Below are 14879 nucleotides of genomic sequence, written 5' to 3' on the forward strand. Positions count from 1 at the left end.
CATATACACACATATACATACATATTTATAATACCATATCTATAAGTAAGTTTTGTATTATATTTTAGTCTACACAAATTAAATCTTTTATATTTTCATATTTTTTATCTCCAATACCATTTACATTTTTTATATCTTCGATTGAACTAAACTGTCCATTGTCTTCTCTATGCTGTAAAATTTTATTAGCTGTAGCTTCTCCAACTCCAGGTAAAGAATCTAATTCTTCTATTGTAGCTACATTTATGTTTATCTTTGCTTCTTTAGATGTATTTTCATTATCTTTATTTTCAGATTCGCTTTTTTGATTTGATTTGTTAGAATCATTATTGCTTGTTACAGATATCGTCTCACCTATTTTAGGTATTATGTAATGTTGCTCATCTTCCAGCTTTATGGATAAATTAACTCCATTTAAATCAGCCTCACTCGTTGTTCCTCCCAGTAATTCTACAGCATCATAAAGTCTCTTATCTGGTTCTATAGTTACAATTCCTGGTCTATTTACTGCCCCACTTATGTATATAGTAATTTTATTATTTTGAACACTTTTATCTATGTCTTTAACTACTTTATTGTGACTATTATCTTCATTTTTAATTGAGTCCTCTACATTACGATTTTTCTCATTAGGTGAATTTTTTTTACTTACAACATATACATCATCTTTAAAAATATTTGATTTATAAACGATTAGTGATGATAATATTAAAAAACAGAAAACAAAAAATGAAATAATTTTTACCTTTTTTTTCATATATTAACCACTCCTTTCTTTTAATTATTGACAAATATATGCTATACTAAAAGATGAATTTAAAATTTGGAGGTTCACAATGAAAAGAAATTTATCACTTTTATTAATCTGTTTATTGATATTCACTTCATTTTTAGGAAGTTCTAATATCTCTTTTGCAGATGATGAACCAGCTATAGTTGCTAAACATGCAGTTTTAATGGACTACGAAACTGGGAAAATATTATACAATAAAGATGGAGATTCCAAACTTTATCCAGCTTCAACAACTAAAGCATGGACAGCTTGCCTAGTTCTAAAAAAGGTTAAAGATTTAAATCAAGTAATAGAGATTAAAAATCTACCTCAAATAGATGGTTCTAGTATGTATCTAAAAGAAGGAGAATCTTTTACTGTAAAAGAGTTACTAAATGCTCTTTTAGTTCATTCTGCTAATGATGCCGCTTTTGTATTAGCCAGATATGTGGGTGGTGGAGATGTCCAAAAATTTGTTGACCTTATGAATTCTGAGGCAAAAAAAATTGGAGCTAATAATACTCACTTTAATAATCCTCATGGATTACCTGACCCTAATCATTACACTACAGCTCATGATATGGCTCTTATAGCCAGAGAAGCCATGCATAATGATATTTTTAGACAAATTGTAAAGACTAAGTCACTTAAATTTGAGGCTACAAAAGCATACCCTTATGAAAGATATTTTGTAAACACTAATAAGTTTTTGACATCACATGCTAAGATTACATATAAAGGTCAACCTATAGATATAAAATATGATATAGTTGATGGTATAAAAACTGGATTTACTGATGCTGCTGGTAAATGTCTTTTATCTAGTGCTGTAAAAGATGAAAGAAGAGTTATCTCTGCTGTCTTTAACTCAACTAATGCTGATTTATATTTAGACTCACGAATCTTAATTGATTATGGATTTGATAATTTTAAGTGTGCCACTATTGTTGATAAGAAAAAATATGCTGATACTAAAAAAGTACTATTTACAAAACAGCATGAATTAGTTTATGAACCAAAAAATAGTTATAAGATATTTTTAGGAAAAAATGAATCTCAAAGTAACTATGATGTTAAAACAGAACTAAACAAAATTGATTTACCTATAAAAAAGGGAGCTAAGGTCGGTACTTTGAATATATATAATGCTGGTAAGCTAGAAAATAGTATAGACCTAGTTGCAAAAAATAATCTTGATAGTAGTATTCCATTTATAACTAGTAATGATACTTTAATGACTTTAGTTAAGATTGTTGCAGGAATTTTAATACTTTTAATTTTATTTATAATAGCTTCAAGTATCAAGAAGAAAAATAATAGAAAAAAATCCAAAAGAAATAAGAAAAAATAGTAATTATAAGAAAAAAATCAAATCTATTTCTTCTTATAAAATAGGTACTGTTATAGTAATATGTATTTAATTTATTGAGAAAAGCTCTCAAGATTATTAAATATAAATACTATGCCAGTACCTTTAATTTATATTTATGTATTTTTCTGTTTTTGTTTATCATTAAGTTTACATTTTGAACAATTTCCAAGACATTCATCGACCATATCTAGACATTCATTAAATGCTACCTTACTACTATTTTTATGTCTTACAATTAATATATCTTGTTTTTTAGCTTGAGACTCAACCGTTCTAGACATCTTATGTGAAACTGTTGATGTGAGTATAACAACTGCATCTGGTTTTCCTATAGAGTTATTTAATTTAGAAGACATAGTGGTATATACCTTTGTCTTATAACCTTTTTTCTTGGCCATAACCATATAATCTTTTTCCATTCTTTCATGGCCACCAATCACTAATAAGTTCATTAGATTTCCTCCCATTTATTTGATATTGATTTTCATTATTATTTATATTATATATAATAGTATCTAGAAATAAATTTGTCAATACTTATTGATATTAATTATCATTTTAATAATAAAATTTTTTACTTATATTTATTTCCAATATTACTCTTTTTAAACTTACTACTTTTACATATAATAAATTTTTATACAAAAAAGCTGTAGATTTGAATGTATCACCCAAATTTACAGCTTTTTGAAATTTAATGTATTATTTTAAATTCTTTTTTATTCCTTTATTTAATATACTCTCATAGTCGATAAAATCATAAATATCTTCCTTAAATGCATCTGAAAACTTATGTAATTCTTCTAATGTTAAATCTTCTATTGCCTTTTTATTGTCTTCACAATATATAACGATACTTCCTACTATTCCATGAGCATCTCTAAAAGCAACATTATTTTTAACCAAGTAATCAGCAACTTCTGTTGCATTTAAAAATCCATTCTTTACTGCTTGTTTCATTTTATCTTCATTTACCTTTAATGTAGCTATCATTCTATCCATTATCTGTATGCACATTTCAATAGTATGTACACTATCGAAAAAGCCTTCCTTATCTTCTTGCATATCTTTATTATATGCTAATGGTATACCCTTCATTACTGTAAAAAGACCAAACAGATTTCCATATACTCTTCCAGTCTTTCCTCTTATAAGTTCTGCTCCATCAGGATTTTTCTTTTGAGGCATTATACTACTCCCTGTAGTATATAAATCATCTATCTCAACAAATCCAAATTCTTGAGAACTCCAAAGTATCAATTCTTCACTTAATCTACTTAAGTGCATCATAATAATCGAAAAATCACTCATTAACTCTAATAAATAATCTCTATCACTTACTCCATCCATAAAATTATCTACTACTTTTTTAAATCCTAATTGTTCACAAGTTATATTTCTATCTATATCGTGTGTAGTTCCTGCCAAAGCTCCACAACCTAAAGGTGATTCATCTAATATTTCTATAGCATTTTTTATTCTTTTCTCATCTCTATCAAACATACTATAATACGCCATCAAGTGATGTTTAAATGTTACTACTTGTGCTCTTTGAAGATGAGTATAACCTGGCATCATCACTGGATTTTTATCAGCAACATCTTTTATAGTTGCTTTAAACTCAGATATTAAATCCACCAAATCATTTGCCTTTTCTTTAGCATACAATCTCATGTCAACTGCAACTTGGTCATTTCTGCTACGTGCTGTATGAAGTTTCTTACCAACATCGCCAATTCTTTGAATTAAATTTATCTCAGTAAAGCTATGTATATCTTCATATTCTCCATCTAATGCTAACTTTCCATTTTCTACATCTTCAAGTATCCCTTTTAATCCTTCTGTTATCGTCTTTCCTTCTTCCTCTGTTAAAAGACCACATTTTACCTGCATATGGACATGTGCTATACTTCCTTCAATATCTTTTTTGTACAGTACACAGTCATAACCAAAAGATTTATTAAATTCTTCCATAAGTTGATTTTCGGCTTTTCTAAAGCGTCCACCCCATAATTTCATACCTTTCACCTCATATTTTAAATTTTTTTATTTTAATTATAATATTTACATCTAAGTTAAAATTAAAAAATCTCTTGGTCAAAAAGACCAAGAGACGAAATATTCCGTGTTACCACTCTAGTTGATAAACAAAGTTTACCCACTCTATTCTCTTAAGGCGAGATTACCTACTACCATACTAAATTTCAAGTAGTATTCTCCAAAGCTCTTTTCAATATAAAGTGTTATCATTAGGCTCACACCATTCCTAACTCGCTGAGATTTTCTTTATATCTACTCTCTTCTTCACTGAATCTAAGTTTTTTATGTTTTATCTATTTGTATTATAATTACTATCAATAAAATAGTCAACCTCTTTTTTCCTGTATATACCTTTTTTAAGAGCTAAGTGATTTTTTTAACTCTAAGAATTTATAAATTGCTTTTGCAACTCCACTATCTTGATTGGTATCTGTAACATAATCAGCTTCTTGTTTAATTAATTCTTCTGCATTTCCCATAGCTATTCCAAGACCAGCAAATTTTATCATCTCTATATCATTATAATTATCTCCAAATGCAATTATATCTTCCCTATCTATATTCATCTTTTCAGCTAAAAACTTAACTGCATTGCCTTTATCAACACCTTCATTCATAACTTCAATATTGTTTGGCCATGAAGAAGTTATCTTTATACCTTGAACCTTTATCAATTCTTTTCTTATCTCATCTAAAATAGAAGGATTTTTTTCTTCTATGATTACAAATTTTAGTATATCATTTTTTAAAATTTCATCTCTTAAATCGTCTTTTACAATTACTTCTGTCTCATTACCTAAAAATATACTTAACTTGTCCTCACGTCCCTCTATTTTTCTTGAAAGCATAGAATCTATACTATTACACTGATAGTAAATATCGTATTTGTCCAATACATCTAAGATATTTAAACATGTTGCTGTGTCAATTTTATTTGAATATATTATATTTCCATTTTGCTCTCTTATCAATGAACCATTACAAGCTATTATTGGCATATCTTCTTTAAGAAAATCTACATTGCATTTAGCTGAATCGAAGGCTCTTCCTGTTGCTAAAGTTACATTAATACCGCACTCTATAACTTCTTGTAGTGCAGTTTTATTTTCATCTGTAACCTTATGATTATTTCCTAATAAAGTTCCATCCATATCTGTTACAATTAATTTATATCCCATAATCCAACTCCATAACTTTTTATTGTATACCTCTATTTCCTTAATATAATCTAAAGAATTACCCTTATTAGATTATATCATAACTTTATACTTAAACTATTTCAATTTACAAAATTAATAACATCCATTTAACTCATTTTAAGAGCAAAATAAATCGTTTCTTGTAGTATTTTTCTGAATATTTTCAATTTATAGTCTTATAATGCTAGAAATTTTACAATATATGATATATAATCATATTAAATAAAGTGAGCTATTATAATATTTATATTCGTTTTTTACTATTATATATTTTCATAATATTTTAAATCTAGCGACTTTTATAACATTTACTATTGACTAAATAAGGAGTGATAAACTATGAAATTAAAAATTAACAAAGCTATTGAAATGCAGTTGAAAAAAAGTTATGCAATAGAATCTGGGCATTCAGAAAATGTATTTGAGATAGACTGTGGTGAAGGAATAAATACAGTATCTTACTCAGATAAAGCTGTAGAAGCTTTTAATGCTCTAGAATTTGATATGATAAGAGGATACCCTCATTCAATTGCCTTAAAGGACAATATAGTTGATTATTGGAAAGACTTCATAACATTAGACATTGATAGAATTTGTTTGGCAGATGGCTCTATACATGTTATTTACCTTTTAAATAGACTATTTGTTGAAAAAGGAGATAAGGTTTTAGGATATTCACCTCAATTCTCAGAATATGAGACAGACATAAAAATGCATGGAGCTATTTATGATTATGTTCTTTTAAAGAAAGAGGATAATTTCAAATTTAATGAAAAAGAATTTATTGAAAAAATAAATCCAGAATACAAAGTAATTTACATAGACAATCCAAACAATCCTACAGGACAAATTATACCTTTATCATCAATTGAAAACATAGTAAAAGAAGCATCTAAATATAATATCGCAGTTATGGTAGATGAAGCTTATGGTGAATACATGCCAAAAGAAAATTCAGCTGTAAAACTTCTAAATAATTACGATAATGTAATTGTCTTAAAAACATTTTCAAAAGGTTTTGGTCTAGCAGGACTAAGAGCAGGATATGCAGTTCTTCCAAAAGAACTTGTTGACCCTATTAAAAAGATTTCTACTCCTTACGAAGTATCTGAAATATCTCGTAGTATTGCAGCCAATTTATTAGATGATGTTCAATTTATAGAAGAATTAAAGGAAAAAACACAAGCTATAAAAAATCAGTTATTAATTCCATGGAAAAACCTTAATATAGCTGAAACTAATGATACTGTATCAATAATGACAGTTGAACATAAAAACAAAGATGTAGATTTACAACAAGAATTTGCAAAGTTAAAAATAAGAGTTATATCTGGTAGTGACTTCACTGGGCTTGATAAAAATTTTATAAGATTTAGAATGCCTGAAGAAAAAGAACTTCCTGAAGTTATAAAAGCATTCCAAATAATTGATAATATAGAGTAAATTATATAAGGGGCATATTGTTAAAACCAATATGCCCCTTTGATTTTTTAATTATTTTACTGTATTTCTATTAATTAACTTGTTAAGCTCCATTAATATTGATGAAAGTAATGCTAAACCTAAACAAATTCCTAATTGATATAGTCCAAATACTGTTGGTATAGAGAATATACCTCTTAACACTGGTATTAGTGTTAAAGAGTAAAGCCCAAAGCAAATTAAAACTGCTCCTATAACATATTTATTACTGAAAAAACCTAGCTTTATTACTGTTTGATTATTAGAACGTGCAGGTAATGTCTGCATTATTCTAGCTAATATCAATGTTGAGAATGCCATAGCTACTCCAAGTTCTGGAGACACTTGTAATCCTATATATTGTGCAATTATTGTAACTATACCTATTATACACCCTCTTATAGCTACTGCCTTCAATGTTCCTCCTGCTAGTATACTTTCATCTGGATGTCTAGGAGGTTTATTCATTATATTTTTTTCTGACTTTTCAAATCCCAATGCAATTGCTGGTAAAGAGTCATTTACTAAGTTTATAAATAAAAGTTGTAAAGCTGTAAATGGATTTGACCAACCTGCAAATACTGCAAACAATATAGCCACTATAGCTCCTAAGTTTCCTGCAAACAAATAAGTAATTGCTTTTATTATATTGCTGTATACTGTTCTACCAACTTCAACAGCATTTACTATACTTGCAAAGTTATCATCAACTAGTACCATGGCAGATGCATCTTTTGCCACATCAGTACCACTTCCCATACCTATTCCTATATCTGCTTGTTTCAATGCTGGTGCATCATTTACACCATCACCAGTCATAGCAGTTATATTATTTTTATGTTGCCATGCTTTTACTATACGAATTTTATTTTCTGGTGAAACTCTAGCATATACACTTATACTTTCTAGTTTTTTATATAATTCTTCTTCACTTAAAGCATCAAGTTCTTTTCCAGTAAGGGCTAAGTCTCCCTCTTCCATTATACCAATTTCTTTTGCAATTGCCGCTGCTGTTGTTTTATGGTCACCAGTTATCATAACAGTTTTTATACCAGCACTCTTTGCTTCTCTTACAGCATCCATTACTTCTTCTCTTGGTGGGTCTATCATTGCCATTATTCCAACTAAAGTCATATCATGTTCGTCGTCAATTGAAGGTGTAAAACCTTCTTCTGGAACATCTTTTATTGCAAATGCCAATACTCTAAGTGCCCTATTTGAAAATTCTTCATTTTTATGCTTATATTCTTCTATTATCTCATCTGTTATATCTACTTTTAAACCATTTTTTAAAGCGTATTTACATCTGCTAAATACAATATCTGGAGCTCCTTTTGTAAACATTATATAGTCTCCATATATGCTATTTACAGTAGACATAAGCTTTCTATCTGAGTCAAAGGGTATTTCATTGATTCTAATATATTTACTTCTTAATTTATCATAATCTAAATCATTTTTACTTGAATAATTTATTAATGCTACTTCTGTTGGGTCACCAACTTCTTTACCATCACTAGTTATATGAGAATCATTACATAACGTAGAAACCATAGTCAATAATTTAGCATGATAAGAATAGTTTACTTTTTCCTTATTTAACTCATCATTGTTAGTTCCATACATATAATAATCAACAACTGTCATTTTATTTTGTGTAAGAGTACCTGTTTTATCAGTACATATAACACTTGTTGAACCTAAAGTTTCTACTGCTGGTAATTTTCTTATTATAGCTTGTTTTTTCGCCATACTGTTTGTTCCAACAGCCAATACTATCGTTACTATTGATGACAAAGCTTCTGGTATAGCTGCCACTGCCACTGCTACAGAGAACATGAATGAATCGAGAATGATTTGTGTCATTTCTCCATTTCCAGCCATAAAGTAATTTCTTGCTACTTGAATTATAAATATTAAAAGAGCAAGTATTACAATACCTACACCAAGTTTTTTACTAAAATCCTCTATCTTTTGTTGTAATGGAGTAAGTTTATTTTCAGCACTTTCTAAAAGTCCTGCTATTTTACCCATCTCAGTATCCATACCTATTCCAGTTACTACAAAAGAACCTCTACCATAAACAACCACGGCACCACTAAATACCATATTCTTCTGGTCACCTAAACTTACATCTTCACTTATTTTTTCTGTATGCTTTAAAACTGGCTCTGATTCTCCAGTTAACATACCTTCTACAACCTTCAGAGATTGTGCTTCTATAAGTCTTCCATCTGCTGGTATGTAATCGCCAGCTTCTAAGAATACAATATCTCCAACTACTAAATTTTTTGCTGGAATTGTCATTTTTTTATTGTCTCTTATTACCTTTGCGTTTGGTGCAGATAAATTTTTCAAACTTTCTAATGAACTTTCTGCTTTCTTTGTTTGTACGACACCTAAAACAGAGTTTATAATAATAACTGCAAAAATTATTATAGACTCAACAGTTTCACCTAAAAATATTTGTACTAAAGCAGCTATTAATAGAATTATTACTAAAGGGTCTTTAAAACTCTCTAAGAAAAGCTTATACGTAGGAACTTTATCTGCTTCTTTTAATTCATTAGCTCCATTTTTTTCTAATAGCTCTTCTGCTCTTTCTTTACTCAAACCAGATAAGCTTGAGTCTAAATTTTTAATTACTTCTTGATAAGTACTTTTGTAAGACATTTGTTGCCCTCCTCTTTAATAAATTTATTTTATGTTTGGGGGCTCTTATGTATACTTGAAATTTAAATTTTTTTTAAATAAAAATTCCTTGAATAAAAAAAGACCCCAAAACAAACATACCTAATGCTTATTTTGAAGGTCTTGCTATCAAGGAATTCCTTGCTAATTAACCGAGTATTTCTACTGTCTTGACGATTAATTACCACTTTCGTGTAAGCTACTCCCCTTCGAGTAGTTATCTTAAATTGTATTTACATTATATCATCTTACATGATTGATAGTCCAGTTTATTTTTTTGTTTTAACCTAAATTTAACAAATTATAACTTAGTCTATATGTAAATATTCTTCTAAAGTCAAGTTATTCATTGCAAAGTTTTTGCTATGTTCAGTCCCAACATATCTATAATGCCAAGATTCATACATATATCCAGTTATATTCTCTTTACCTTTTGGATATCTAAGTATAAAACCATACTTATATGCATTTTCATACAACCACTTAGCTTCTTTTGTATTATTAAACTTCTGATTTGCCCAACTAGATTGGTCATTTCCTCCAATATCAAAAGCAAGTCCAGTTTGATGTTCACTTTCTCCAGGCTTAGCTGAAAATCTATTTGCCTCTTTCTCTCCATGTTCTTTTACATACGATTTAAATAATTTATCTTGATATTCATAACTTCTATATGTACTAAAAGCTTTTAAATTTAATCCTGACTTTTGAGCCTCTTTATTCATTTTATAAAAAGCATCTTTGGCTTCATTACTCTCTTGTGGAGAATAATCCTTCGGTAAGCTATATTTCTTATTTGCTACTATAATATTATTTATTGCTAATACATTTACGCCTCTCCTGTATTTACTTAATTCAGATATCATAATTTTCTTTCCTGCGCTAGAACTATCAATAAACATTCCTACAAAAACTATACATAGAGCAAAAATTATGGCTAGACAAGTTTTCTTTTTCATATACTACACCTCCATAATTAGTATTTGATACAGAAAAATTTCAAGACATTTTCTTTCTTAGTATAATCATACCACTAATTTATTGCAATATAGTTAAAGTATTCTTACGAAGTTCTTAATTTCTTCTCTATATGACTAAAAACAACAACAAATTTCTCAAAATTCTCAGGTTAATGGTACATATATTGATTTTTTTTCCAAATAGTGTATAATATATCTATAGAAACTCATAAGTACTCTTTAGTACTTTATGTTTTTATATGAAAGGAGATAGTAAAGTGACGGATAAGCAAAGACTTATTATAACTATTGCACAAAGAATTTTTGACCAAAAAGGTTTTCAAAATACTTCGATACTGGATATTGTCAAAGAATGTAAAATGTCTAAAGCTACTTTTTATAAACATTTTGAAACTAAAGAAATTTTTATCTGTGAAATAATCAATTATTATGATGAAAAATTCTTAGAAATTATACATTCCATCAATGAAAACAATGATATTCCATCATCTGAGAAGTTAAGAAGAAAGATAATCGCTGTATGGGAAAATATTTTTTCTAGAACTACTATAAATACCTATATAAGAGAAAATTTTTCTGAAGCTCAACGTAATACTACAAGTAAATTACAAAAAAAATCTCGAGCTAACTTATTGAATGAATACAAACTCAGTTTATTCGATAACTATGGGGATAAAATAGAAAACAATATATTCGATTTAGTTTTCTTATTAGATGCACTAATTCATCAGTTTACGTATATTATTCACATACAAAAGAGAGAAGTGAATGTATACTTTATTGCTGAATTCACTATACAAATTCTAGATTTAGTAGTAGAAAATATTAATAATCTAAATCCTTTAATTGAAAAATCAATGTTTTTATATGAACAAGAAGATGAAGCCTACTTTTCCATTCATAATAAATCGCTATTTTTTAAAACGATACAAGATATAGAGGAACTAATAAAAACGGATACTTCACTCCTTGAAAACCCCAAGTTACTAGAAGCAACACAAAAATTATATATCGAGGAAAAAAATCAACAATATGATTCTTTAATTATGGATGCAATGATTACATATTTAGAAAAAGAAGACATTTTGAGACCAAAGGTACTTTTATTGAACAGTATTAAAAATCAATTAAAAAAGGAGACGTTATAAATCATGGAAACCCAAAGTAATAACAAAAAAGGAAATTTAATAATAGCAATCGTAATGACTGGTGCTTTTATAAGCTCCCTTAGCCAAACATTATTATCAACTGCATTACCTAATATAATGTCAGATTTTAAAATTACTGCTGATGTTGGTCAGTGGCTAACAACAATTTATCTACTTATTGCAGGTATTATTGTACCCACAACAGCTTACTTAATAAATAGGTTTAGTACTAGAAAATTGTTTATTACATCAATGACTATATTTTCTCTAGGATGTGTCATTGCACTTTTTTCTAATAATTTTTCAACTATGTTAGTTGCTCGTGTATTACAAGCAGTAGGTTCTGGTTCTTTAATGCCACTATTACAAGTTATTATACTTTATTTATGTCCTGTAGAAAAACGTGGTGCAGCTATGGGTTTAGTCGGTATTACAGTAGGATTTGCTCCAGCTATAGGACCAACTTTATCTGGATGGTTGGTAGATTCATTTGGTTGGCATAGTTTATTTTTACTTCTCTCACCTATTGCTATATTAGACGTTATACTTTCATTTATTCTATTAAAAAATGTTGGAGAAGCTCAAAAATTAAAATTAGATATACCTTCAATAATACTATCTTCTCTAGGGTTTGGTGGTTTGTTGATTGGATTTACTAATCAAGGTAATTATGGATGGACTAATATTGCCACATATTTACCAATAATTATAGGATTTATATCATTAATCTTATTTACATTACGCCAATTAAAATCTAAAGAACCATTTTTGGAATTGAGAGTTTTTAAAAACAAACCATTTTTAATTTCTACAATATTGATTATGATTGTATACGCTTCAATGATGTCTGCTACATTAATGATTCCTCTATATATCCAATCTGTAAGAGGTTTTTCTGCATTAGTTTCAGGTTCTTTAATGATGCCAGGTGCTATACTGATGGTTGTATTAAATCCAGTTGCAGGTCGTCATTTAGATAAATACGGACCTCAAGCTTTATCAATATTGGGAACTGGCTGTTTATTTTTAGGAACTTTGTCTTTCGCTTTTTTAGGTAAAGATACATCTTTAATTCATGTATCATTGATGTATTGTATACGTATGATTGGTATTTCACTAGTTCTAATGCCATTAACTACATGGGGACTTAAATCCCTAGATAGAGAGCTTATTTCTCATGCTACAGCAATAAATAGTACTCTTAGACAAATATCTGGTGCTATAGGTTCTGCTGTACTTATTACTATAATGACATCTGCCACTAAAAAAGCTCATATGAATTCAGCTATTCTGTCTAACATACATGGAATGGATGTTGCATTTTCAACAGCTGCAACTCTTGCATTTATTGGTTTAGTTATTTCTATATGTTTTATAAAAGAACGTCAAATTATTAGAGGTTAACAAAAAGAAATTAATAAAAAAGGAGTTGTCATATGAACAATTTAAGTTTGCTCTATGACAACTCCTTTTTACCTATTTTAATCATCACATTTTTAATTATGCTATATTTTCCTATATAGTCCCTATACATCAAACACTCAGTTATTTTTACCAAAATAATTGTTTCTAATCTTACATACATTTTTTGTCATTATTTTTCTAATAAGATGCACATATATGAAGTTTTTTAATTTTGATAGATGTTGTGAATGAGTAGAGAAAAATACATCTGGTGAAGAAAAAACACCATAATCATATGCTATAGCTTCTTTTTGAATAAAAGTATCTTTACCATCCCAATCAATAGATGTGTTTTTCAAATCATTTGTGGCTATTGCATACTTTTTGAATATTCCATTCTGATTAATAAATTTCTTCTGAATTGCTTCTAAATATTTTTTATCAGTTATTACTCCCTCTAAAGCAATCCATTTATCTTGATAAAATACCTCTACCCAAGTATGAAGAATATATTTTGGTGCTAATAGTGAAATCAATTTAGATGTAGCACCTCGTTGAAAGTCTTTTGTTACATTAAAAGCATGAAGCCTACAAGGTATATTCACTGAACGTAATAATGCCATTAAAAGAGTAGCTTTTGTATTACATTGTCCCATACCTTCATTTAGTACCTGTGTTGCCTTCAACATATCAGAAGCATTATAGCCAAATAAAATATCATTTTGGACAAACTCATAAATAGATTTTATTTTATGAAAATCATCTAAATCTAACCACTTTTTAAGTGATACCAAAAACTTAAGTTGTGGGTCATTATAGTTTAGCATCTTTGTTTCTTCTAAATATTCTTTATTCATAACAAATCCCCTTTCTTAGTACAACTTCATTATATAACGAGAATATTTAATATACTTTCAAAAACTCGCTATCTTTTAAAGATAAAGAAACGGGCATTCCCATCATACGCTTAACTGTTCCTGCAAAGTGTGATGGAGTATCGAATCCAGCAATCATAGAAGCTTCAGTAACACTTTTCCCAGAAAGCAATTCTCTAAAAGCACACTCCATTTGATGAAGTAAAATATAGCTTTTTAAAGGTATCCCAATTTGCTCTTTAAAAAGGTGTGATAATCTACTTGCTGATAGTCCCACTTTATCTGCAAAATTTGATATCGTATGATTATAACAATTACAAGTATGTAATAAATGAAGCAACTCGGTAATTCTATCATCATAGTATTTAATAGTTGCAGGGAAACTCAAATAGCTGTTAAGCATTTTCATAAACTTTAAATATTGTTCTTCACTGGATTGAGATATCAAAAAAGTTCCTTGTTGGCGTAATTCATCTAATCCATCTTTTTCACATATCCAATATCCAAAATCATTCATTTTTGAGGTAAGCTGTTCTGCAAATATAGATGTAGGTTCAATAAGAGCAGAATAATAAACTTTTTTTCTTGCTGAAAATGAGTGAGAGATATTTTTATCTACTACGATACAATTACATTTAACTAATTTTTCATTAACTATTATTTCAATGCTGTCTTCTATTCCTATAAATAATTGTAACATCCAATGGCTATGTTTATCTGCCTCTAAATGATTTGTAATCATACTAATTCTATCTTCTTGCCAGAAAATTTTATTTATAATGTTCATTGTATCACTCCATTCTTCTAAAAATATCACTCTTTATTTTAATAGATTGTCCTATATTTGTGAATACATTTGATAAAAGACCTGCAAAAAGGCATGAATCCTTAGGATAAAAATACCCAAGAATTCATGCCTAATCTAATAGCTACATGTTCC

12 protein-coding genes and 1 other annotated feature are annotated in these 14879 nt (G+C 28.5%); of the genes, 4 read left to right on the top strand and 8 right to left on the bottom strand.

Features of this window, described 5'->3' with window-relative positions:
• Positions 1–64: 64 nt before the first annotated feature.
• Complete coding sequence (locus tag ACTG48_RS14415) at positions 65–757, bottom strand: helix-hairpin-helix domain-containing protein (protein ID WP_021385472.1); 693 nt, start codon at positions 755–757, stop codon at positions 65–67.
• Positions 758–836: 79 nt separating this feature from the next.
• Here ACTG48_RS14415 and ACTG48_RS14420 point away from each other — a divergent pair, with 79 nt between their 5' ends.
• Positions 837–2123, top strand: a complete 1287-nt coding sequence (locus ACTG48_RS14420) for a D-alanyl-D-alanine carboxypeptidase family protein (RefSeq protein ID WP_479917213.1) — start codon at positions 837–839, stop codon at positions 2121–2123.
• Between the two features lie 134 nt (positions 2124–2257).
• Here the strand turns inward: ACTG48_RS14420 and ACTG48_RS14425 are convergent, their stop codons facing one another.
• From ACTG48_RS14425 to ACTG48_RS14435, 3 genes are all read right to left on the bottom strand, one after another.
• Complete coding sequence (locus ACTG48_RS14425) at positions 2258–2596, bottom strand: DUF2325 domain-containing protein (protein ID WP_021385441.1); 339 nt, start codon at positions 2594–2596, stop codon at positions 2258–2260.
• 250 nt (positions 2597–2846) lie between these two features.
• Complete coding sequence (argH, locus tag ACTG48_RS14430) at positions 2847–4163, bottom strand: argininosuccinate lyase (RefSeq protein ID WP_021385418.1); 1317 nt, start codon at positions 4161–4163, stop codon at positions 2847–2849.
• A gap of 87 nt (positions 4164–4250) precedes the next feature.
• Positions 4251–4461: a binding site (T-box leader), on the bottom strand.
• 79 nt (positions 4462–4540) lie between these two features.
• Entirely contained in the window at positions 4541–5362 is an 822-nt protein-coding gene (locus ACTG48_RS14435) for a Cof-type HAD-IIB family hydrolase (protein WP_021385490.1), read from the bottom strand.
• A 360-nt stretch (positions 5363–5722) separates the two neighbouring features.
• Here ACTG48_RS14435 and ACTG48_RS14440 point away from each other — a divergent pair, with 360 nt between their 5' ends.
• A complete protein-coding gene (locus ACTG48_RS14440) occupies positions 5723–6826 on the top strand; it encodes a pyridoxal phosphate-dependent aminotransferase (RefSeq protein ID WP_021385535.1) in 1104 nt (367 codons plus the stop codon).
• Positions 6827–6877: 51 nt separating this feature from the next.
• On the opposite strand, the gene ACTG48_RS14445 is transcribed toward ACTG48_RS14440, so the two are convergent.
• Positions 6878–9517, bottom strand: a complete 2640-nt coding sequence (locus ACTG48_RS14445) for a cation-translocating P-type ATPase (RefSeq protein WP_479917214.1) — start codon at positions 9515–9517, stop codon at positions 6878–6880.
• Between the two features lie 326 nt (positions 9518–9843).
• Complete coding sequence (locus ACTG48_RS14450) at positions 9844–10491, bottom strand: M15 family metallopeptidase (RefSeq protein WP_021385434.1); 648 nt, start codon at positions 10489–10491, stop codon at positions 9844–9846.
• A gap of 278 nt (positions 10492–10769) precedes the next feature.
• Between ACTG48_RS14450 and ACTG48_RS14455 the strand changes: the two genes are divergently transcribed.
• Positions 10770–11660 (top strand): TetR/AcrR family transcriptional regulator, encoded by an 891-nt coding sequence (locus tag ACTG48_RS14455; RefSeq protein ID WP_021385533.1) that lies wholly within the window; start codon positions 10770–10772, stop codon positions 11658–11660.
• 3 nt (positions 11661–11663) lie between these two features.
• Positions 11664–13064 carry an MDR family MFS transporter gene (locus ACTG48_RS14460; protein WP_479917215.1) on the top strand — a complete coding sequence of 467 codons (1401 nt, stop codon included), beginning with the start codon at positions 11664–11666 and terminating at the stop codon, positions 13062–13064.
• Between the two features lie 137 nt (positions 13065–13201).
• Here ACTG48_RS14460 and ACTG48_RS14465 read toward each other — a convergent pair whose 3' ends face one another.
• Together ACTG48_RS14465 and ACTG48_RS14470 are read right to left on the bottom strand one after the other, a co-directional pair.
• A complete protein-coding gene (locus ACTG48_RS14465) occupies positions 13202–13921 on the bottom strand; it encodes a transglutaminase-like domain-containing protein (RefSeq protein WP_479917216.1) in 720 nt (239 codons plus the stop codon).
• Positions 13922–13967: 46 nt separating this feature from the next.
• Complete coding sequence (locus ACTG48_RS14470) at positions 13968–14681, bottom strand: helix-turn-helix domain-containing protein (protein ID WP_479917217.1); 714 nt, start codon at positions 14679–14681, stop codon at positions 13968–13970.
• Positions 14682–14879 lie beyond the last annotated feature (198 nt).

This window comes from Clostridioides sp. LIBA-6822, assembly GCF_056688955.1.